The 21950-nt window shown below is 37.6% G+C and carries 24 protein-coding genes; 6 read left to right on the plus strand and 18 right to left on the minus strand.

From position 1 onward, the window contains the following. The first annotated feature begins 110 nt into the window (after nt 1-110). Nucleotides 111-2408 (plus strand): competence protein CoiA family protein, encoded by a 2298-nt coding sequence (locus tag ABES03_RS21025; RefSeq protein ID WP_430120351.1) that lies wholly within the window; start codon nt 111-113, stop codon nt 2406-2408. A 32-nt stretch (nt 2409-2440) separates the two neighbouring features. On the opposite strand, the gene ABES03_RS21030 is transcribed toward ABES03_RS21025, so the two are convergent. From ABES03_RS21030 to ABES03_RS21065, 8 genes are all read right to left on the minus strand, one after another. After that, entirely contained in the window at nt 2441-2695 is a 255-nt protein-coding gene (locus ABES03_RS21030) for a stage VI sporulation protein F (protein ID WP_308080504.1), read from the minus strand. A gap of 153 nt (nt 2696-2848) precedes the next feature. Next, entirely contained in the window at nt 2849-2962 is a 114-nt protein-coding gene (locus ABES03_RS21035) for a YjcZ family sporulation protein (protein ID WP_307289411.1), read from the minus strand. A 105-nt stretch (nt 2963-3067) separates the two neighbouring features. Then, nucleotides 3068-3424, minus strand: coding sequence for a stage V sporulation protein AE (gene spoVAE, locus ABES03_RS21040; RefSeq protein WP_308080507.1), 357 nt, complete (start codon nt 3422-3424; stop codon nt 3068-3070). 6 nt (nt 3425-3430) lie between these two features. Next, entirely contained in the window at nt 3431-4456 is a 1026-nt protein-coding gene (gene spoVAD / locus ABES03_RS21045; protein ID WP_430120355.1) for a stage V sporulation protein AD, read from the minus strand. Continuing rightward, a complete protein-coding gene (spoVAC, locus tag ABES03_RS21050; RefSeq protein ID WP_430120357.1) occupies nt 4457-4936 on the minus strand; it encodes a stage V sporulation protein AC in 480 nt (159 codons plus the stop codon). A 15-nt stretch (nt 4937-4951) separates the two neighbouring features. Beyond that, a complete protein-coding gene (locus ABES03_RS21055; protein ID WP_430120359.1) occupies nt 4952-5323 on the minus strand; it encodes a sporulation protein in 372 nt (123 codons plus the stop codon). Nucleotides 5324-5557: 234 nt separating this feature from the next. Further along, nucleotides 5558-5683, minus strand: coding sequence for a hypothetical protein (locus ABES03_RS21060; RefSeq protein WP_430120361.1), 126 nt, complete (start codon nt 5681-5683; stop codon nt 5558-5560). A gap of 79 nt (nt 5684-5762) precedes the next feature. Then, nucleotides 5763-6119 carry a DUF1360 domain-containing protein gene (locus ABES03_RS21065; RefSeq protein ID WP_430120363.1) on the minus strand — a complete coding sequence of 119 codons (357 nt, stop codon included), beginning with the start codon at nt 6117-6119 and terminating at the stop codon, nt 5763-5765. Between the two features lie 151 nt (nt 6120-6270). Between ABES03_RS21065 and ABES03_RS21070 the strand changes: the two genes are divergently transcribed. Beyond that, entirely contained in the window at nt 6271-6780 is a 510-nt protein-coding gene (locus tag ABES03_RS21070) for a CotY/CotZ family spore coat protein (protein ID WP_430120365.1), read from the plus strand. A gap of 49 nt (nt 6781-6829) precedes the next feature. Here ABES03_RS21070 and ABES03_RS21075 read toward each other — a convergent pair whose 3' ends face one another. The 3 genes from ABES03_RS21075 to ABES03_RS21085 form a co-directional block, all read right to left on the minus strand. Beyond that, on the minus strand, nt 6830-7327 hold the full coding sequence (locus tag ABES03_RS21075; RefSeq protein WP_430120367.1) for a CotO family spore coat protein: 498 nt from the start codon (nt 7325-7327) through the stop codon (nt 6830-6832). Nucleotides 7328-7447: 120 nt separating this feature from the next. Then, nucleotides 7448-8218 (minus strand): enoyl-ACP reductase FabI, encoded by a 771-nt coding sequence (gene fabI, locus ABES03_RS21080; RefSeq protein WP_430120369.1) that lies wholly within the window; start codon nt 8216-8218, stop codon nt 7448-7450. 97 nt (nt 8219-8315) lie between these two features. Beyond that, a complete protein-coding gene (locus ABES03_RS21085) occupies nt 8316-10175 on the minus strand; it encodes a monovalent cation:proton antiporter family protein (protein WP_430120371.1) in 1860 nt (619 codons plus the stop codon). Nucleotides 10176-10269: 94 nt separating this feature from the next. Between ABES03_RS21085 and prpE the strand changes: the two genes are divergently transcribed. Continuing rightward, nucleotides 10270-11010: a bis(5'-nucleosyl)-tetraphosphatase PrpE gene (prpE, locus tag ABES03_RS21090; RefSeq protein ID WP_430120373.1), complete on the plus strand. Its 741-nt coding sequence runs from the start codon at nt 10270-10272 to the stop codon at nt 11008-11010. A gap of 23 nt (nt 11011-11033) precedes the next feature. Here the strand turns inward: prpE and ABES03_RS21095 are convergent, their stop codons facing one another. The 4 genes from ABES03_RS21095 to ABES03_RS21110 are packed head-to-tail and all read right to left on the minus strand — an operon-like array spanning nt 11034 to nt 13811. Beyond that, nucleotides 11034-11939: an RluA family pseudouridine synthase gene (locus ABES03_RS21095; protein ID WP_430120375.1), complete on the minus strand. Its 906-nt coding sequence runs from the start codon at nt 11937-11939 to the stop codon at nt 11034-11036. A 12-nt stretch (nt 11940-11951) separates the two neighbouring features. Beyond that, complete coding sequence (locus ABES03_RS21100; protein ID WP_309865801.1) at nt 11952-12746, minus strand: NAD kinase; 795 nt, start codon at nt 12744-12746, stop codon at nt 11952-11954. Nucleotides 12747-12794: 48 nt separating this feature from the next. After that, nucleotides 12795-13433 carry a GTP pyrophosphokinase gene (locus tag ABES03_RS21105; protein ID WP_430120378.1) on the minus strand — a complete coding sequence of 213 codons (639 nt, stop codon included), beginning with the start codon at nt 13431-13433 and terminating at the stop codon, nt 12795-12797. Nucleotides 13434-13451: 18 nt separating this feature from the next. Then, a complete protein-coding gene (locus ABES03_RS21110) occupies nt 13452-13811 on the minus strand; it encodes a hypothetical protein (RefSeq protein WP_430120380.1) in 360 nt (119 codons plus the stop codon). Nucleotides 13812-13929: 118 nt separating this feature from the next. Here ABES03_RS21110 and ABES03_RS21115 point away from each other — a divergent pair, with 118 nt between their 5' ends. The 3 genes from ABES03_RS21115 (at nt 13930) to ABES03_RS21125 (ending at nt 15906) form a co-directional block, all read left to right on the plus strand. Next, nucleotides 13930-14517 carry a CYTH domain-containing protein gene (locus tag ABES03_RS21115; RefSeq protein WP_430120382.1) on the plus strand — a complete coding sequence of 196 codons (588 nt, stop codon included), beginning with the start codon at nt 13930-13932 and terminating at the stop codon, nt 14515-14517. A gap of 116 nt (nt 14518-14633) precedes the next feature. Further along, entirely contained in the window at nt 14634-15044 is a 411-nt protein-coding gene (locus ABES03_RS21120) for a globin (RefSeq protein ID WP_430120384.1), read from the plus strand. Beyond that, nucleotides 15016-15906: a ClpXP adapter SpxH family protein gene (locus ABES03_RS21125; RefSeq protein ID WP_430120386.1), complete on the plus strand. Its 891-nt coding sequence runs from the start codon at nt 15016-15018 to the stop codon at nt 15904-15906. Before ABES03_RS21120 ends, ABES03_RS21125 begins: the two co-directional genes overlap by 29 nt. Nucleotides 15907-17117: 1211 nt before the next feature. On the opposite strand, the gene pepF is transcribed toward ABES03_RS21125, so the two are convergent. The 3 genes from pepF to cls all read right to left on the minus strand — a co-directional run bounded on the left by pepF (nt 17118) and on the right by cls (nt 21898). Then, nucleotides 17118-18935: an oligoendopeptidase F gene (pepF, locus tag ABES03_RS21130; RefSeq protein WP_430120388.1), complete on the minus strand. Its 1818-nt coding sequence runs from the start codon at nt 18933-18935 to the stop codon at nt 17118-17120. Nucleotides 18936-19063: 128 nt separating this feature from the next. Further along, complete coding sequence (locus ABES03_RS21135) at nt 19064-20269, minus strand: competence protein CoiA (protein WP_430120390.1); 1206 nt, start codon at nt 20267-20269, stop codon at nt 19064-19066. Nucleotides 20270-20386: 117 nt separating this feature from the next. Beyond that, entirely contained in the window at nt 20387-21898 is a 1512-nt protein-coding gene (gene cls, locus ABES03_RS21140; RefSeq protein WP_430120412.1) for a cardiolipin synthase, read from the minus strand. Between the last annotated feature and the right edge of the window lie 52 nt (nt 21899-21950).

Genomic DNA, 21950 nt, shown 5'->3' on the forward strand with positions numbered 1-21950 from the left:
AGGCGCTTCCGCTTTTCTTTATGAATGGTTAATATATGAAACACTTTCCGTCCCTATCAGGTTTTGTTATGATAGAACAGTCGTATTTATTGAAATTGAGGTTTTACTATATGAAAACTGCTATCTACCAAAATCAAACCATTGAACTTGAGCAACTAACCAGGGAACAATATCAAAAGATATTCCTTGCTGGTAAAAATGGACAGCTCCTTTGTCCTACTTGCAAGGAAAAGGTGCAGCTGTTTTTAGGGATTCAAGATCATCCACATTTTTTTCATGCACATGCTCCTAAAAAAGCTTGTTTGGAACCAAGTTCTCCAGTAACACAAATAGATGATACACTAACCTATATTGAACGGAACGGCTTTAAAATACCGCAAGGCAGAACCATTACAGAGACCCCCAAAGATGTTGAACTTTTCAAGTCTGCAAAACAGATTGAATATCAGATACCATTTAAACAAGCAGATGCCAAACCAAATAAAGAGCGCCCTTCTTACCTTCAGCAACTCGAAAGCCAAGGAGTGGTCCTGGATGATAGCCAGGCGGCGGCTGTTATGGAAACGGAAGGCTCTTTGCTAGTCCTAGCTGGTGCCGGCAGTGGGAAAACTCGGGTGTTAACTGCCAGGACAGCTTATATGATGGAAGTAGAACAAACGGATCCCCGATCGATTATGCTTGTTACCTTCACATCAAAAGCAGCTGCGGAAATGAAGCATCGTTTGCTCTCTTATCCAGAAATAAACCGCGAGAAGATTAACTTACTGGTTACAGGAACTTTTCACAGCATCTTTTATCGCATTCTTATGTTTCATGATTCAGTGAATTGGTCGGCTAATAAACTATTAAAAAAAGAATGGCAGCGGGACAAAATCCTGAAGGAAGCAGGTAAAGAGCTTGATTTATCGGAGAAAGAATTTGCCTATGATCTGGCTCTTCAGCAAATTGGACTTTGGAAAAACTCGCTACTCCTGCCTCACGAAGTTACACCTTCAACAGAGTGGGAAGAGAAAGTTGTCTTTTTATATACAAAATATGAAGAGTTCAAACAAAGAGAAGGTTTATTTGACTTTGATGACATGCTTATCGGCTGTTATCAGCTTCTCAAAACATCTCCAGCACTTCTTCAACAATATCAAGATCGTTTTCGCTATTTTTTAATTGATGAGTTTCAGGATATTAATAAAGTGCAATACGAGCTAGTTAAGCTTTTATCAGGAAAAAACAAAAACGTCTGCGCAGTGGGTGATGATGATCAGGCAATTTATAGCTTCAGAGGCAGTGACCCTAGCTATTTACTGGAGTTTGAGAAAGACTTTCCCTATGCAAAATTGGTAACACTAGACCAAAATTATCGATCCTCTCATGAGATTGTTTCGGCAGCCAATCAAATGATTTCAGCCAATAAATTAAGAAGAATGAAGAAAATGAAGGCTCAATTCTCAGCGGGAATACTGCCAAAGTTATTTTTCCCCTATGATGAAGAAGAAGAAGCAACCATGATTGTTACAGACATTCAAGAGAAAATTGCAGCAGGAGCGAACCCTTCCGAATTTGCGATTCTTTATCGCACTAATGCTGGCTCTAGAGCTGTGTTTGAACGCTTAGCGAACTCAAACCTTCCATTTAAAATTGATTTGGACGCAGACTCTTTTTACGACCGCTATATAGTAAGAAGCACCCTTTCCTTTTTAAGAGTGAGTTTAAATGAAGATGACCCCCAATCAATTGCTGACATCTTACCTTTTCTGTTTTTAAAACAGTCTGTACTTAAAGAAATAAAAGCACAAAGCATCCTAAAAGACTGTAGTTTTCTTGAGTCTCTTTCACACTTGAAAACAACACATGCTTTTCAAGAGAAGAAATTAAAAAAAGCAGTGACACTTATTCGCGGATTAAAACACTTGTCTCCCATTAAGGCTCTTGAACAGATTGAAAAGGATATTGGTTTTCTTGATTTTCTAAAGAAACGTGGAAATGAATCGAGTAAGCTGGAAAAAGGATCAGATGACCTGAAGGACCTGAAAGTGGCGGCAAGAAGCTTCGAAACTATTGAAGCATTATTAGTACATGCGGAGCATATGTCGGCCATGAATAAGGAAATTAAAAACTTAAGTAAACATTTTACCGATGCCATTACCCTAAGCACGATTCACCGTGCGAAAGGTCTGGAGTATCAAACTGTCTATATGCTTAGTGCTGTCGATGGCAGTCTCCCGCATGATTATGCGCTTGAAACATATAGAAACGGTGATTTCACTGCTTTAGAGGAAGAACGAAGATTATTTTATGTGGCCATGACCCGTGCACAGAATCAGCTGTTTATTTCCGTCCCCCAGCAAAGAAGGGGGAAAAAAGCATACCCATCACGTTTTTTAACACCCCTTAACAAAAAGAAGAGAGGCTGACCACTTTATGTGAGTCACCCTCTCTTCTCTTTTTATTTTTTATTCATCATTTTGGTGATTGTATTGAAGTCAAGTTGCTTACCATCATTCACAATTGATTTTACAATTTGATCTTCCATATCCTTACTTACCGGTTTATTGGCAATTTGGGAAACTCTTCTAATCACATTACGGACAGTTTTTTCATCTTTAAAATTCGCATTTTGCAGAGAATTAGCAAGGTCGAAAATATCCTTCATATTTACGCCCGTTTTGTTTTCTATATTTTTAAAGAAACCATTATCCATCGAAAATTCACACTCCTTCATAAACTACTTTATTGTATGAAGGAGTGATAAAATGGTGAATAAAATTGGAAAAGCTAAAAAGAAACATAGGTTAAGAAAGGGTCAGCCATTTTATTGGGCCAACCCTTTCCTTCAGTTCAAGCTCACAATTTCTTAATAGAAGCTTGCACCAACAATGATTAAAAGGATGAACAATACGACGATTAGAACAAAAGTTGAACCGCCACCATATCCGTAGCCGTAGCCTCCTCCATATCCACACCACATAGACTGTCACCTCACTTTTGTAATCTCACTAATAACATATGAAAGTACATAAAAAAGTGTATAGGCATGACAGACTAAACTAGAAAATCAAGTAAAATTGTGTTTTTACCCTTTTGGTTTAAAAATAAGTGCGCCGATAAATCCAAATATAATGGCAGCCGAAATTCCTGAGCTTGTCACCTGGAACATACCCGTTAATACCCCAATGATTCCATGTGCCTTTGCATCCTGTAAGGCTCCATGGACGAGAGCATTCCCAAAGCTGGTAATTGGAATGGTTGCCCCTGCACCGGCAAAGTCGACCAATGGCTCATACAATCCGAAACCATCCAGAACTGCACCGGCAACAACGAGCAAGCTTAAAGTATGACCTGGAGTCAGTTTAGCTACATCAAATAATAGTTGTCCAATGACGCAGATTATTCCACCCACTACAAAGGCCCAGAAAAACATCGCTAACACAAAGGCTCACCCCATCTCTCCATTCATTTCTATCGCCACAGCGTGTGCAATACACGGGATTGATTCATTCTGCTGGAAACTTAACGGTGACAATAAAGCCCCTGTTGCAACAACTAAAATTCTTCTATATTGCCCTTTCTTCATTTGATTTAATAAGTGACCGTATAAAACGGTTGCAGAGCACCCTGCACCGCTTCCCCCAGCTTGCGCCGGTTGGTCTTCCTTGTAAATTAATAAACCACAATCCTGGAATTGTCTTCGCTCCAATTTAAGACCGCTTTTGTTTAATAATTCAAAGGCAGTATCATGCCCGATTCTTCCAAGGTCACCGGTAACAATTAGATCATAATACGCTGGGTCCAATTCTAAGTCACGAAAATGGGCCATGATGGTGTCTGCCGCTGCTGGTGCCATTGCCCCACCCATATTAAATGGATCGGTTAAGCCCATATCAATAACCTTTCCAATGGTTGCTGCAGTTGTCACTGGTTCGAACCGTTCAGGTTCATTAGGCTGCACAAGGGCTACCCCTGCACCTGTAATGGTCCATTGCGCCGTAGGTGGTTTTTGGCCACCATATTCAGTGGGATACCGAAATTGTTTCTCTACTGCCGCATTATGGCTTGATGCACCTGTAAGGACGTATTTAGCTCCCTGATAGTTCACCACAAAGGAAGACAGGGCTAAGCCTTCCATGGAGGTCGAGCAAGCGCCAAATAGACCAAAGTAGGGAATCTGCATGGTTCGTGCGGCAAAACTCGTAGGTGTGATTTGATTAATCAAATCTCCTGCAAATAAAAATTGGACCTGTTCTTTTTGAATATTGCCTTTTTCCAAGGCAACCTTGATCGCTTCTTCTAGTAATAATCGATGTGCCTTCTCATAGGACTCTTTTCCCATCCATAAGTCTTCATACAATAAATCAAAATCATTAGCCAATTTTCCATTTGCTTCAAATGGCCCACCCGTTACTCCAGTTGCTGTAATCATTGGGCGGTTTGCGAACACCCATGATTGATGCCCTTTTAACAATTACAATACCCCCCACATCACAAGTAGCGTTTTAATTAATGCAACTACAAAAGCGGAAAAAACCCCGAAGAGAATGACCGAACCAGCCAATTTAAACATATTTCCACCAACCCCAAGAACAAACCCTTCTGTCCGGTGCTCAATGGCAGCCGAGATGACTGCATTACCAAAACCAGTCACAGGCACAGCACTTCCTGCTCCCGCAAACTGACCTAATCGATCGTAAACTCCAAACCCGGTTAATAGCATTGAAAAAAAGACCATGGTTGCGACTGTAGGGTTCCCAACGCTCTGTTCCGTAAAATTAAAAAAATAAATATAAAAATAACTAACAGCTTGACCAATTACACAAATGAGTCCACCGACAAAAAATGCTTTTATACAATTTTTTAGGACCGGTCTCTTTAATTCATGTTTTTGTTGTAGTTGTTGATAGTTTCGCTGCTGAAGTGTTGTGTTTTTTTGTTTGTTACTAGGCATCGTAGTCTCCCCTTCTTACTTCATATCTTCTGTCATTTTTACAATTTCCTTAAAGCGTTTTTCAGCTTTCTGGTCAGAGAAATCAGATGATTTAATATGTTCCCTTAGTCTCACAGCTTCTAAAAATACCTTATAATCACTTGAAACTGTAAAGTTTTCTTTTGGGTATTTTTCTTCCAGCATTTTATTTACATTTTTTTCAATTGCTTTCATTCGAAAACGATGTAAATGCTTAACTTTATAAACAACTAAAGTATCTTTTTTACCCTTGACCACAGCAACATCGTAAAGCTCTGGATGAGAACTAACATCCTTTTTTATTTCTTCCACTCGGTCACTATGCTTCTTATTAGAAATAATAACCGGCTTAGGATTAGTTGTTTTCATGAGAGCTAACTGGCTATCCTTGACCGGCTCCTTATTACTACAAGCGGAAAGTAAAATTAGACAGGCGAATAATAAAATTCGATAACAAGTAATCATTTGATTCCCTTTCCTTATTCCATTATTTATAATTAGTTTTTTCGACAAAGCCTAAAATTATGACAACATCATCTTTATTTTTACTAATACATCTTTGAGTAAAAATAAAAAACTGCCAGATTAACTAGCAGTTTTTTCTCATTTTGAAGTTTTCTTTCCACAGCCGCAGCCTTTTTTCTTAATCTTATTGGACGGTTTATAAGATTGAATTGTTTGGGTGGTTTGGTTTTGTGTTGATTGTGTATTTTTCTTATTCGTATCCATCTATTTCTCTCCTTCTGTCGAAAAAATTTCTACTAAGATAGAATATGAACGACAACTATGTCTTGTCTCAGCGAAACAATTAATTTCTGATAAATTGTTGAATAAATAGTTCTATAATGGAAGCCAACCCGGCTATCGCCAATATAAGAGTAATGGGTTCCGATACAACAGGGAAAAGATAATTGAAGCCTATTATGAATGTTGCTGCCCAAATTCCAGTACACCAATAACAGCTTAATAGTTCACCCATAAATTTTTTTATCCCTGTTTTTTTCGTAATATAATAAACCTCTATCTCCCCGTCCTCATTCTTCTCACTTACTTCATCAAAAAAGGGTTGACGAATAAATTCAGTTATCTTATCAAATACAAGTAATCGTGTTAACCGAAAGCTAGCCAAGGATAAGACTAAAATGCTGAGAAACGTTATTTTCATGGTTATTCACCCTTTCCTTTTCGAAAACCCTGCGCAAATTCCTCATTATCCGCCTAATTTAGCTAAAACAGGCTTTTGTCCGTAACCCAAAACCGCTCTGTTAAATATGTTAGTAGTGTAAGATATATCACGAATAAGGAGGAAAAAATTAATGGGTTGTGGAAGAAATAATCATGACAATGAGAGTGCAAACTGTGTTTGCCAAGTAGTACGCGCCATTAAAGACATTCAAGATAACGCTGTAGAAGAAGAGTGTGCAGAATGTACCAGCTGTTTTAATGAGCCATTAGGTACGTTAGTATCACCATCTAGGAGAGATCCAGTTGATACTCGTGTATTTGTGTTAAGTACAGCAGACGGATCACCATTCCATGCGTTCTTTAGCAACGAAAATAATGCTTGTGTGTCCATCTACTTCCGAGTAGAAGACGTATTCGATAATTGCTGTGCAACACTTCGTGTTTTAGTACCAGGCAAACGAGATGGCGGAAACTTCTGTCCAGTAAACTTAGTTTCTGGCGGAGATAAATGCTGTATTGACCTTACAAAAGTTTGCCAGGTTGAACGCTTCCGTGCAAGCAACGACTGTATTACAGTTGATTTAAGCTGCTTCTGTGCAATTCAATGTATCGCAGACGTTAATCTAGGTATCTGTAACTAAGAAATTGGAAAATCATACTAGCCAGTCGTTTATCGGCTGGCTTTTTTATTTATCGTTTTATACCAATCATAATAATGTCCTTTAACTCCACTAAAGGAATATCTATCGTTGATTGGTCATGAAATTGAATGGTAATCTGACCATCATCATAGGCGGTTAAGTAACCGGTATAATTCTCTTCTTTTGTATAAAATACACAAGGCACTGGTGGTAAAACTTTAGGAAAATTAATTAAATAATCCAATCGTTCTTTAATATCCAATTCTTTAAAGGGCTTTACCCTTTTAAAAGATGGTTTTGGTTCTTGCTGGTGAAGGTTGTTTGAGGATGGAAGAGTGGCTTCTTTTTTTGTTTCAGCTTCTTGCACGATTTCTTTTTTAGCAAGAGATATTTTGTTCTTACTTTCTATTTCAATCTGTATCTCTTCCTTTAGCTCCTTCGGTTCCCCTTTACTTATAAAAATTTCTTGCATGCTTGTGTTAGAAGGAGTCCTTGAGAATGGCTGATACACATATAAAAGTGGTCCTTGATTCTTCTTAGTTGACATGCACAGTACCTCCTATTGCGTAATTCTACACTTTATATGTATGCGAAAAGCCTACACGCGTTCATGCTAAATAGGTAAATCCCCACATAAAAAGCCCGCTTAAGCAGCGGGCTTCTTAACTTATAGAATATGGAATCCAGAATCAACGTGAATGTTTTCCCCAGTTATTCCTCTAGAAAGGTCACTAAATAGGAATAGAGCTGTATCTCCAACTTCTTCAGGAGTTGTTGGTCTACGTAATGGTGCTTTTTCTTCGATTTCTTTTAAGATCGAGTTAAAATCACTTACACCCTTTGCGGAAAGTGTACGAATTGGACCAGCTGAAATAGAATTGACACGAATATTTTCTTTTCCAAGGTCTGCTGCTAAGTAACGGACACTTGCATCCAATGAAGCTTTTGCTACACCCATCACATTATAGTTTGGTATAGCTTTTTCACCGCCAAGGTACGTCAAAGTTACAATGCTACCACCATCTGCCATTAATCCTCTTGCCTCTTTGGCAACAGCGGTTAATGAATACGAACTAATATTGTGAGCAAGTAAGAAGCCCTCTCTTGTTGTATTCATATATTCACCTTGAAGCTCTTCTTTGTTAGCAAAAGCAATACAGTGGGCAACACCTTGAATTGAGCCAACCGCTTCCTTAATTTCAGCAAAGCATTTTGCCACGTCTTCATCCCTTGTTACGTCGCAAGGAAGTACAAGTGTCCCTTCTGCTTCTAAAGAGTTTGCTAATTCACGAACACTACTTTCTAATCTTTCTCCCGCATACGTAAAAATTAATCTTGCGCCTGCATTGTGAAGCGAGCGGGCAATTCCCCATGCAATACTGCGTTTATTGGCAACACCCATTACCACATATGTTTTTCCAGCTAATGAAAGATTCATAACGAAAATTCCTCCCACAATAATTACGAGTTATTAGTACTTGGTACTAAGTTTACACTAAATTGTCACAAATGAAAAGTATACATATTTATTAAGGCTAACATGTTTCACAGAATTCAAGTTCCCTTTTTAACTCGTCTACATATTCCTTGGTCCCGGTAACAATCAATCGATCATGCATCTGAAGCTCCGTATCACCGTGAGGAACGATTGAATCCTTACCTCTAAAAATTCGAACAAAAATAATGTCACCTGTAAATGGAAACCTTCTTAGATGCATGCCGTCAAAATGTGTATTCATCATCACGATTTCGTACAGTCCTGCCTCTTGGTTGGTTAAGATGTTAATAACGGTTGGTGACTCAATCATTGCCCGAAGTAAGGCTTTAGAAGACATAAAAGCCGAGAATACCTCCACATTGTGGTCTCTTAAGTTTTGCTCTAGATCAGGACTTTCAATTCGTGCAATAACCCTTGGAACGCCGTTTTCTTTAGCTGCAATCGAAAGAGTAGAATTCAGCTCCTCATCTCCTGTCGAAATTACGACAATCTCCGATTGATACACCTTTGTATTTTCAATTGTTTTCATGGAATAATCGGGAAGCTCTACAATTTCAAACAGTGAATCGGCAATTTTTTTGTCAGATTTATCCATTTCTGTATGATATAGTACAGGGTCATAAAGCCCAGATTTTAATTCCCGAGATACAGGCAGAGTGACCTGGTTCGCACCAAGGAAAGACACACTGACTTTTTTCCCCCCGGCCACTTCTTTTGGAAACAGCTTTTGAAATACAATGGGTGTAAAAATGGACGTAATCACGGCCACCAGAATCAATGTTCCTTTCATTTGCTCCGTAATAACTCCAATCCTTTCTCCAATTGTTGCTGCAGCGATGACAAGTGACAGGGTCGATGTGAGTAAAAAACCAGATGCAATAACCGTTTTTGTATCATACCAAATTTTTAAAAAGTAGACTGGAATAAGCTTTGATAACAACAGTCCGATTAAAAGAAGTGGAATTAATAATAAAAGCTTTTTCTCGCTAAAAAGTGACCAAACATCAAGATTCACACCAACCATAACAAAAAAGATGGGAATCAAAAATCCATAGCCAAAGGAATCCAGTTTATGTACCAAATCCTGGTTTGGAGATAACAACGAGACAAGTACACCAGCCAGAAACGCCCCAAGGATATTTTCGGCTCCAACTGTTTCCGATAATCCAACTAAGACGATAATAAGAGTAAACACAGCTCTAGTACCAATCTGAACGGTCCCTTTAGATAAGCTCTCAATGATGGAACGGTTTTTAAATCTTTTACCTACAAAATATAGAATGACTCCTGCCGCAAATAAAATTAAAAGAAGCCATGTATTCCCGTGCCCTGCTTCATAAAGTGAAACAAAAATAGCCAGTAAAATCATAGTCACTAGATCGGCAATGACGGCTACAAGTAAAATAATTTGGCCAATGACTGTTTTCATGAGATGTGCTTCTTTAAGCGTTGGTACAACAACTCCTAGGGAAATGGTTGAAATGATTAATGTCATCAAGAAGGCATTACCAATAAAACCAGCCATTACAAACAGATACGATAAGCAGAGTGAAAAGATAAATATTCCAGCAAAAATTGCCGTTGCTACGACAAACGTATTGGGTTCCATTTTACCGTTTGGAAGCTGGTCCCGTTTTTTACTCCCCGTGAAAGCAGTAAAATCAATTTCCAATCCACTTAAAAACATAAGGAAAATAAATCCGAGAGTAGAGAGCGTAGACAGCCACATATCTTCATGAACTACATTAAAACCGCTTTTTCCAATAATTAATCCCACAATAATTTCAGCTACAACTACAGGAATAAAATTCATTTTAAAGCGATGTAGGAAAATCGGAGTTATAAATGCCATGGTGACAACAATAAGCAAAGAAATTACTGAAACATGCTGTTCCATTCTTGTTCCTCCTCTCGAATCCTTTTTAGTATAAGGATTCTTTATTATAAAAATGAACATTTTCACAAAAAATAAGCATAAAGGGGTGTTTCCTATGAAAATAGATATTATTGGTGATATTCATGGATGCTTACATGAGTTTAAAGCTCTAACCTTAGAACTAGGATACATTTGGGACAACGGGCTTCCAATTCATCCAAATGGAAGAGTACTTGGGTTTGTTGGTGATTTAACTGACAGAGGACCTGCATCATTAAAAGTAATTGAAATTGTTTGGCAGCTCGTCATTAAAGAAAGTAATGCCTTCTATACACCCGGAAACCATTGCAATAAATTGTACCGTTTTTTTCTAGGAAATAAAGTACAGATTGCCCACGGACTTGAAACAACAGTTGCAGAATATGAATCATTATATAAGAAAGAGCAAGAGTCCATTCGTAAAAAATTTATGGAATTGTACGAAAAGGCGCCTCTTTACTTAGTATTAGACAAACAAAAACTTGTAATCGCACATGCAGGAATTAAAAAGGAATTTATCGGACAAACCCATTCAAAAGTAAAAGAATTCGTCCTTTATGGTGATATTACGGGTGAAAAGCATCCTGATGGCTCACCAGTTAGAAGGGATTGGGCAAAAAAGTATCAAGGCGATGCATGTATTGTGTACGGACATACTCCCGTTAGAGAGCCGCGTATTATCAACAATACATATAACATTGATACTGGGGCAGTATTTGGCGGAAAACTAACTGGATTAAGGTATCCTGAAATGGAACTTGTTTCTGTTCCTTCTACTATGCCATATATTGAAGAAAAATTTAAATATTTTGATTAAAGAGGAACGAATGAGGCTGACATTTACATGTCAGCCTCATTTATAATTGCACTTATATCCGGTGGAAGGGATGCTAAATAGGACATTTCCCTTCCATGGATAGGGTGCCTAAACTGGATTTCTTTGCAGTGAAGCGCTTGCCTACTAAGTAATGAGGGGTCTCCTCCATATAAATCATCACCAAGTAATGGATGACCAATAAAGGACATATGCACCCTAATTTGATGGGTCCGTCCAGTTTCCAGGTTCAGTTTAACATGGGTAAAAGTTGGAAACCTCTTAATTACCTGAAAATGTGTACAGGCATATTGTCCGTCATCACGGACCTCTCTTTCAATGATACTATCTTCTTTTCGTCCAATCGGCTCCTTAATTGTTCCGCCCTCAGACAACATTACACCACCTGCAAGTGCTTCATAGGTCCGCTTCACTAAACCCTTCTGCTGCATCATGCTAAAAAGATGATGAACATGTCGATGTTTCGCCACTAAAACCATTCCAGAAGTATCTCTATCCAGACGAGTGACTATATGCGATGTAGCCTGAAGCCCCATCTGCTGATAATAGCCTACCAACGCATTCGCAAGACTCCCGGTAGGGTGCTCCCTAGATGGGATTGTATTCATCGCTGCTGGCTTATTCACAACTAGTAAAAACTCGTCTTCGAACAGAATGTTCAGAGGAATCGCTTCTGCCTTAACCCCTTCGCCAGGGCTTTCAGGAGGAAAGAAAATCTGTAATTCATCGCCCGTTCTCAACTTATAACGGACATTTACTTCTTCTCTATTTACCTGGATACTACCGCCTTTAAACTTTATGTCTGTTAAAGCAGTTCGAGAAATCTCTTCCTTTTTTAGAAAATCCTTAATAAGCATGCCAGTATGGTCATCATCAATGAACCAATTTAATTGAAAACGAGAATCCATCATTTTCCCTCCGGCTTAATCAGAAATAAATGAATCATGCACTCGTTTCCAGAAAGGAAACGGCCGGAAGCGGGCAAAACGTATTTTTTCATCAGGTACTCTAAACTGAATGGATTTGACATCCTTGTGTAGAAGCGTTAAATGATCAACGGTTATTTGAAAATCGGACCGATTAACAGGTTTTAGCATACAGGTATGGTGTGCTGGCAGGATTAGCGGCGAGCCAACTGTTCTAAAAACCTTATTATTAATAGATGCCATTTCTGCCACTTGAATAGCAGAGATAGACGGATGAATGATAGCTCCACCCAGTGCCTTATTATAAGCCGTACTACCAGACGGGGTAGAAACACACAAACCATCCCCACGGAACCGTTCAAAATGCTGACCACGAATTTCTACATCCATAACAAGAGTTCCCTCGACACTTTTAACTGTAGATTCGTTTAACGCTAAATATCTTGATTCTTTACCAGCGTGAGTATAGCGAATAATGACCTCAAGCAGCGGATATTCCACTACTTGATAAGGTGTTTTGGCAATGGCTATGACCAGCTTTTCAATTTCATCAGGAATCCAATCTGCATAAAACCCCAGATGCCCCGTATGAATTCCTACAAATGCTGTTTTATCAAGTCGACTACTATAGCGGTGAAAGGCGTAAAGCAGCGTTCCGTCTCCACCAATGGAGACGACGATATCCGGTTGGTCTTCATCGTATGTAAGATCAAAATCAAGTAAATAGGTCCTCATTTTGTGCATTAATATATTTGATTTTTGATCTCCTTTTGATGTTATGGCAAATTTCATATTAGTTTGCTCCTTGTATTGAATGGGATTCAAAAGGCGGTCTGTGTATTAGTTTTTTTCTTCCTGTTTTAATTCTTTTTTCCTTGAGAAGAAAGCCTGTGCTTCTTGGATTTCTCCACGAATCAAGGACATTTCCTCATCCAATCGGAAGGCAGCTTCTGCTGCTCGTTGAAGTCTCATCTTGATATCAGTTGGAAAAATCCCTTTATATTTATAGTTTAACGTATGTTCAATAGTTGCCCAAAAGTTCATTGCAAGCGTTCTGATTTGGATTTCAGCTAAAATTTTCTTTTCCCCATGAATCGTTTGAACAGGATAACAAATCACCACATGATAGGAACGATACCCGCTTGTTTTTTTATGTGAGATATAATCCCTTTCTTCCACAATTTCAAAATCATTCCTATTTCTTAACAAATCAACTACCGTATGAATATCATCTACAAACTGACACATAATGCGCATTCCCGCAATATCCTGCATTTCTTCTTCTAGACGTTCAAGCGGAATTCCTTTTTGGTTGGCCTTATCTAAAATACTCGCAATTGGTTTGACTCTGCCTGTTACAAATTCGATAGGTGAATGAGTAGAATCCAGATCAAATTGACCTCTCATTCCCTTCAATTTTATTTTCAGCTCTGCCACCGCTTGTTTATATGGAGCTAAAAATAGGTCCCAATGCTTCATGATTCCACCCTCAATCAACTAAAATAAACTCTCTACTTTCGTAACCATTTCGCTACCATAGTTACTGTTTCCTTTAATATTATTAATGACATAATCTAATTCATCATGAAAATTAATCAACTCTATTTGTTGTTCAGTTGTGGTAATCCAAACCGGTATCTTCTCTTCTAGAGCTTGCTTTAAAGAAGGCCAGATTTGTTCTGGTAAAACAATGTATGTATAATCTTCTTGTTGCTCCATTAAATAAATAAAAGAATAATGATCAGAGTCCACTAGAATCTGTTCACTAGGGACTAATCCTTTAATGGGCTCATTTGTTTCCAATAGTAGCCTTTCTTCTGTTATGATTGCGTTTAGTATTGTAATTCTTTTTTTCATTGTTCAACCTCCATTTTTCACCCTCTTATTTTAGCATAATTCGTTCATTTCTCCCAAGGATTGCAGTCGAGGATGAAGTGTTGATAAAAATTGATCAATTTATCGAAAGGAATCAGCTATGTCACAAAACATTGAGATTGAATTCAAAAATATGCTCACTGAATCAGAATATAAAAGACTTTTAAATGAACTCGAAATAGATCAAACACAAATTTTTTCACAGGAAAATCACTACTTTGATACTCCTCGTTTCTCTTTAAAGGAAGCAGGATCCGCACTTAGAATTCGAAAAAAGAAGCATCATTTTGAGATGACTTTAAAACAACCAGCCACTGTCGGTCTTTTAGAAACCAATCAAATCCTTTCAGAAGAAGAAGTAACTATGGCACTTCAATCCGGAAAGCTTCCAACGGGGGTTATTCAACAATTAATTGAAGCAAATGGAATACCGTTTTCTAAAATTGAGTATTTTGGTCATCTGTTAACCAATAGAGTAGAAATACCCTACAAAAAAGGATTATTAGTTCTGGATCATAGTACATATCTAAACAAAGAAGATTATGAATTAGAGTATGAAGTGGAAGACTATAAGGAAGGTCAGCTTATTTTCCAGGAATTCCTGTCTTACCATAAGATTCCAGAACGAAAAACGGAGAATAAAATTCGTCGTTTTTATATGCAAAAATATAAAATGAATGAGTTGTAAACAGTAATATTGTGTGTAAAGAATTTAAAATTCTTATTTTTAAAGCAATAAATTTGTGCTATGAAAACGGCATTGATAAAATTAAAAATACAAAAGGCTAAAAAGGAGTTGTCAACATGAATGAGAAAAAGCTAACACCATATGAGGCCATTGGTGAAGCTGCACTACACCAATTAATTGACACATTTTATGGCCTTGTTGCACAACATCCTGATCTTGCACCGATTTTCCCAAATGAATTCACAGAAATTGCTAGAAAGCAAAAGCAATTTTTAACTCAATATTTAGGTGGACCATCCATTTATACAGAAGAACATGGGCATCCAATGATGCGAGCACGCCATTTGCCTTTCCCCGTTACACCAAAACGGGCTAAAGCTTGGTTAGCTTGTATGACAAAAGCAATGGATGAAGTCGGATTACATGGTCAAGTAAGAGATGATTTTTACTCCAGGCTTTATCTTACTGCTCAACACATGATAAACACGCCAGACAGCGATGAGATTTCAGGTGAAAATCGTGAATAATTCAAAGTCGAATGGTCCCAAGCAACGTTGTGGTGGGATTGAAAAAAAACCAATCGAAATCTATATGTTTATAGATCCGTTATGTCCCGAATGCTGGGCTATAGAACCTTTACTAAAGAAACTGAAAATTGAATACGGTCGATATTTTTCAATAAAGCATGTATTAAGCGGGCGGTTGGCCGATTTAAACTTGAGTAAAAAGAAGAATTATGAAACCATTGCAGATTTATGGGAAAAGACTGCAAGCCGTTCAGGCATGTCGTGTGATGGCACCCTATGGTTGGAGAATCCGGTCGATACACCATTTACCGTATCCATTGCCATAAAAGCAGCTGAGTTACAAGGAAGACGAGCAGGATTACGTTTTTTTCGAAGAATTCAAGAGATGTTGTTTTTAGAAAAACAAAATATATCTAATTTGGAAGTATTAAAGGATTGTGCAAAGACATCGGGGCTAGATGTGGAAGAATTTCTAAGTGACATTCATTCCGAAAGTGCGGCAAAGGCCTTTCAATGTGACCTTAAAATTACTTCAGAAATGGATGTAACAGAAATTCCAACTTTGGTTTTCTTTAATGAAAATGCTGAGGATGAAGGTATTAAAATAACCGGCACATATCCTTACGAGGTCTATGTGCAGATATTAGAGGAAATGCTTTCTGAAAAACCTGTATTATCCCCTCCACCGCCTTTAGAAGCGTTTATGAAGTTTTTTAAGTTTGTAGCATCCAAGGAAATTGCCGTAGTGTATAATATGTCCGTTTCACAGATTGAAAAGGAAATGAAAAAATTGCTTCTTAAACAGGTTGTTGAGCAAATTCCCGCTAAATACGGAACGTTTTGGAGATATATTGAAGACTAATACAGGTGAAGGTTCAAAAAGGACCAACACCTGTATTTTTTTGTAAACTTTCTTGCCCTCTGTTGCACCTTAACGGGACTTTGGACAGGTTCTATGAATTCAATGACAATCGTGTCTGAACTTATGAGAACTTCTGACAGTGTTTTGGTTTTTCACGCCTACTTTGTCAGAAGTTCCCTTGCCTTTTGTCAATGTATTGGATTTTTCCACTTACACTGTCAGAAGTTGCCACGCCTTCTGACAGTGTTTTAGTTTTTCACGCCTACATAGTCAGAAGTTCTCTTGCCTTCTGACTATGGTTTGGTTTTTCACGCCTACATTGTCAGAAGTTCCCTTGTTTTCTGACTATGGTTTGGTTTTCACGCTTACATTGTCAGAAGTTCCCTTGTCTTCTGACTATGTTTTGGTTTTTCACGCTTACATAGTCAAAAGTTCGCTTGCCTTCTGACTATGTTTTGGTTTTTCACGCCTACATAGTCAGAAGTTCCCTTGTCTTTTGACTATGTTTTGGTTTTTCACGCCTACTTTGTCAGAAGTTCTCTTGCCTTTTGACTATGTTTTGGATTTTTCCACTTACATTGTCCGAAGTTGCCACGCCTTCTGACAGTGTTTCACTTTTTTCCTCTTACTCTGTCCAAAGCCACCTTACTTTCTGACAAATCTCTTGAATCCATTGGAAATCCTGTCCGACGCTCTAGGACCTTAGCTAAAACTATAATTTAGAAAAATTAATATAGGAAACAATTATACAAAAATGCCTTGCAGCTTCCGACTGCAAGGCATTTTTCTATAATACGAACAAAGGGGATGGGAGAAATTTTTCACGGTCAAACAAAGGGGTATATGTTTGTAGTGATCAACTTCACGCATTAAATATACCATGCATTCAAAGTTAGTGACAATAAGCTTGTGTGTTATTTCACATTATTGTCAATAAATCATAATTTCATGAAATGGACAATAGACATATAACAAGAAATTATTAAAGGTGGGCTATCCCTGTGGCTAAATTTCCTGTTATAGTTATGATCCTTTTTGTCTTTGGAGCGTTTTTTCTTCATTTGTTAGCTTTACTCAATGTTTTTCCTCTCTTACTCAGTACGCCTATTTTGTTCCTTGCTATCTTGATTATCGTTCACTACATTAATGACAGAAAAAGATTTAGAGGATTTTAAAAGGATGCTGCTAATAAAGCAACATCCTTTTCTCTGTTAAGATAATAATTTTTCTAACTCATTCAACTTTTCTTCAAATACTTTACAGGCATTTTTAACTGGTTCTGCACTTGTCATATCGACTCCTGCTTTCTTTAACACTTCAATTGGATAATCGGAGCTTCCTGCACTTAGGAAATCGATATAACGCTTGACAGCTGGCTCTCCCTCTTCTAAAATTTGCTTGCTTAGGGCAGTTGCAGCGCTGAAACCAGTTGCATATTGATATACATAATAATTGTAATAGAAATGTGGGATTCTTGCCCACTCCAAACCAATCTCCTCGTCAATGACGATATCTTCTTCACCAAAATATTTCTTGTTCAAAGCATAATAGCTTTCAGTTAATGCATCAGCTGTTAAGGCCTCATTGTTTTGAGCTTTTTGATGGATTAAATGTTCGAATTCAGCAAACATGGTTTGTCTGAATACCGTACCTCTAAATCCTTCTAGGTAGTGATTAAGCAGATAAATCCGCTTTTGCTCGTCATCAATAGTCTTTAATAAATAATCGTTAAGTAACGCTTCATTACAAGTTGAGGCAACCTCTGCAACAAAAATAGAATAGTTTCCATACGGATACGGCTGAGATTTGCGTGTATAATAGCTATGCACAGAATGACCGAATTCATGCGCAAGGGTAAATAAATTATTCACGTTGTCCTGCCAGTTCATTAAGATGTATGGATGTGTCCCATAAGCACCCGAAGAATAGGCACCACTTCGCTTCCCTTTATTCTCATGAACATCTACCCAACGGCTTTCAAAACCGGTCTTCAGGATTTCTCCATACTCCTCACCTAATGGAGCTAGACCCTTAATGATTATATCCTTTGCTTCTTCATACTTTATTTCCATTTTTACATCTTTTACGAGTGGTGTATAAAGATCATACATATGAAGCTCATTTAATTCTAAGACCTTTTTGCGTAGCTTCACATACCGATGCAATAGATGCAGATTTTCACTAACTGTATTTACCAGATTATCGTACACACTTTCTGGAATATTGTTAGCTGCAAGTGCTGCATGTCTGGCTGAATCATATTTTCTGACCCGCGCATTGAAATTGTCCTTTTTAACATTGCCACTTAATGTACTAGAAAAGGTATTTTTAAAACTTCCATACGTCTTATACACGGCTTTAAATGCATCACGCCTTACACGCTGGTCTCCACTTTCTAAGAAACGAATATAACGACCATGGGTAATTTCAACCTCTTCCCCAGTTTCATCTTTAATAGATGGGAATTCTATGTCTGCGTTATTAAGCATGCCAAAAGTATTACTAGAAGCATTCATTACTTCGCTTGCTTCTGCTAATAATGCTTCTTGTTCAGCTGTTAGGACATGTGATCGCTGCAGGTTAATCTCAGCTATGGCATGCTCATATAGCTTAAGCTCTGGTTTTTCATTTAAGAAACTTGCAACCTTCTCTTCCTCGATGGACAGTATTTCAGGAACAATAAATGCAAGCTGACTTCCTGCCTGAGAATAAAGATTTTTCATCCGATCATCTAAGCCCTGATAGAAGGAATTTGTCGTATCCTGATCGTAGCGCATATGTGAATATGTATACAGCTTTCCAATCCGTTCTAATAACTTATCTTGGAATTGAAGAGCATTATAAAGTGTCTCTGCACTTTCACCTAATTTTCCTTCATATTCTTTAATCCCAGAAATTTGATTCTTGACGTCTTGAAATTCTTTCTCCCAATCCTGATCACTAGCAAAAATATCCTCTAATTTCCACGTATCCTCTACACCGATTTCACTTCGTGCCGGCAGAGATTTTACTGCAGTTTCATTTGACATCTTCCATCCTCCATTCAAATGTATATTTGCGAAAAGGTTTCACTACTAATTATATTCTCCTAATTCTTCAAATTTCCTTTACAAACGTTTGAAAAGAACAACCACACTCACTATATTATGCCCATCTACTAGTTTTCATTTATTATTTTACAAAGTGAACCATGTTTTTGGTTAAACCGAACCATGTTTTCATCTCTTTCCCTATTGGAGTGAGGAATCCATATTTTCTGTTTCACTTGAAAACAGGTTTCTCCCATTTTTGAAAGGATACCAAGCTTTGTTAAGTAGAGAAAATATTCAATAATTGCAAGCAAAGGATTCAGGTGTCTCAACTGTGGTAAGTGTCTGATTACTACTTTATGTCTGGCCACTCTCCTATTTAAATGTTGCTTCATTTCTTGTATCGTAATGTAATCACCAGGGTTTTTATTGGCTAGTAAATCAAGATATACATACGTCTGCCAAATAACAGGTGAGGTTTGAATGAGTATCGAGTGAGGAACAGGGAGGCCTATTTCCGGTGGGAGTAAGAATGGATTAAGGCAATTATTGTAGAGTTCAAGAAGGAATCTTTTTTTACCTTGATCTGGATAACGTATCATATTTTGAATGACCCTATCCATTTCTATTTTCCACTTTGACATGTAAATGCTTTTTTGAGGTTTTGGTGCGAGTAATCTAGTTATTTCTAACCTATCTGGAGAGTAAAAGGAATGTTGGGTAAAGGCATTTTTTATCGAGAAGGGTGTAATGGATTCCACTAGATGAAAGTGCTGCTTTTCAGGGCAATAAGATGGAATAAAGAAGGTATCTAGTGAGGAAGATCGTAAAAATAAATAATGAAAGTTAGTTAAATTATCAATGTCTCTCCGTTGTTGTTGCAAATGACTGCTTGCAATAATCCATAATGGAATGTACTCATTCTCCAAATATGTTCTTGTTCTCTTACTAAAAACTTCTTCAGGTATCGGAGAGCATTGGTATTCTAATGCGTATTTCTTACCCTTAAATTTGAACATAATGTCTGGACGCTGTTGAATTTCCTTGTCAAAGTACTCCAAGACTGCAGGTATATTTTGTTTAATTAGCCACTGATACAGCTGTCTTTTGCCATCCAAGTGATAGATGGATTCATGATCATAAAATTCACGGCAAGTTCTACCTCTTTTATGTGCAAAATGAAAAATACGATGGTCACCTAATTTTAACAATAGACTTTCCCCACAAATGGGGCAAAAAAATTCTTCTTTACTCCGAAGGGACACAAGGCTCTCCTTCTTATGTTCATGACCAAGACAAAGTGTTTCTCCATTTTTTGTTAGGGCGGTTAACAATCAAACATCTCCTCCTTTTTTTGTATATATTTCGCCATATTTTGCAAAAATCCTCTGCAAAAATAAAGAAAAACTCGCCAAAATTGACGAGTTAAAACGAAAAGCAGAAGCGTTCGATTATAAAAGAGGAGATAACAGCCTTGCCGTTGACTCTAATATCCGCAAACCAAAATGTCGTTTTTGAAATGTGAGTAGATTGAGCTCCTTGGCATATTTAAGATCATTTAAATATTCCATAACGAGTTTCTCCGTACTATTGGTTCGGAATAAAAAAGCATTTACTTCAAAATTCAAATGAAAACTCCGCATATCCATGTTCGATGTGCCGATAGAAGCAAGTTCATCGTCGACAATCACAATTTTACTATGCATAAATCCTCTTTCATATTCGTACACCTTAACCCCAGCCTCTAATAATTCAGGAAAATAAGACCTTGATGCATGAAAAACAATTCGTTTATCAGGACGGTTGGGAACCAGCAACCTGACATCCACTCCACTTAAAGCTGCCACTTTAATTGCCGAAAAGATATCTTCATCTGGAATAAAATACGGTGATGCAATCCAGACATTTTTTTTAGCCGATGTAATCATAGAGAAAAATATGTTTTTTATAACACTCCACTCATTATCAGGACCACCAGCAATCAATTGAACCCCACCATGACTTTTATGATCAAGTTGTGGTGATAAATATTCCGCTGTTAAAAAACTGTGATTAGTCATGTAATACCAGTCCTGCAAAAAAATGAGTTGGAGAGTACGAACTGCTTCTCCTTTTAACTTCAAATGTGTATCACGCCAGAACCCGATCTCTTTGTCTCTGCCTAAGTATTCATCACCAATATTTAATCCACCAACAAAGCCAATCGTTCCATCAATAACAATAATTTTTCTATGATTACGGAAATTAAATTTATTATTTAAAAATGGTAATCTTACTGGCCCAAATGGAACGGTTTCAATGCCAGCCCCTCGTAACTCATTAATGTATGCCTTAGATAATTTCCAGGAACCAACAGCGTCGAAAAGGAATCTTACTTTAACACCTTGATTCGCCTTTTCAATCAAGATATCCTTGATTTCCTGGCCAATATGATCATGTCGAACGATATAATATTCTAGATGAATATGATGTCTTGCCCTTTTCAACTCTTCAATAATATTCTGGAAAGTCTCTTCTCCGTTGGTCAGTACTTCTGTAGAGGTATCAAAAGAGATGGGGCTGTTCCCAAGCTTATGAGCAAGTGTAAATAATCTCCCTTGGTGCTCCCCAAGCAATCGGCGCTTTTCTTCACTTCTTGGATCGTCATCCCCTTCAACAGTAAGAAAAGCCTGTTTATCTAAGAAATACTTCTTCCTAAACATTCTCTCCTTCCGGTAATTACGTCCAAATAATAGGTAAAAGAAAAAACCAATTAGTGGAAAGCTTCCTAATACTACTAACCATGTGATGGTTTGAGTAGGATGTCGGTTTTCTAAGAAAATAACGAACCCAATAAAAATGACGGAAAACGTTATGAAAATACTTAGAAATCCAAATACTCCACCTTGCAATTGGTCCCGAAAGAAAAACCATAGTACGGATAATACGGCAACAAACACAACAACCCTTACTGTGTTTTTCAGAATTCTCACCTGCCAAAATATACCTTATTTAATCATGATAAAAAAACCGATT

This window comes from Neobacillus rhizosphaerae, assembly GCF_050477885.1.
Lineage (GTDB): Bacteria > Bacillota > Bacilli > Bacillales > Cytobacillaceae > Neobacillus > Neobacillus rhizosphaerae_A.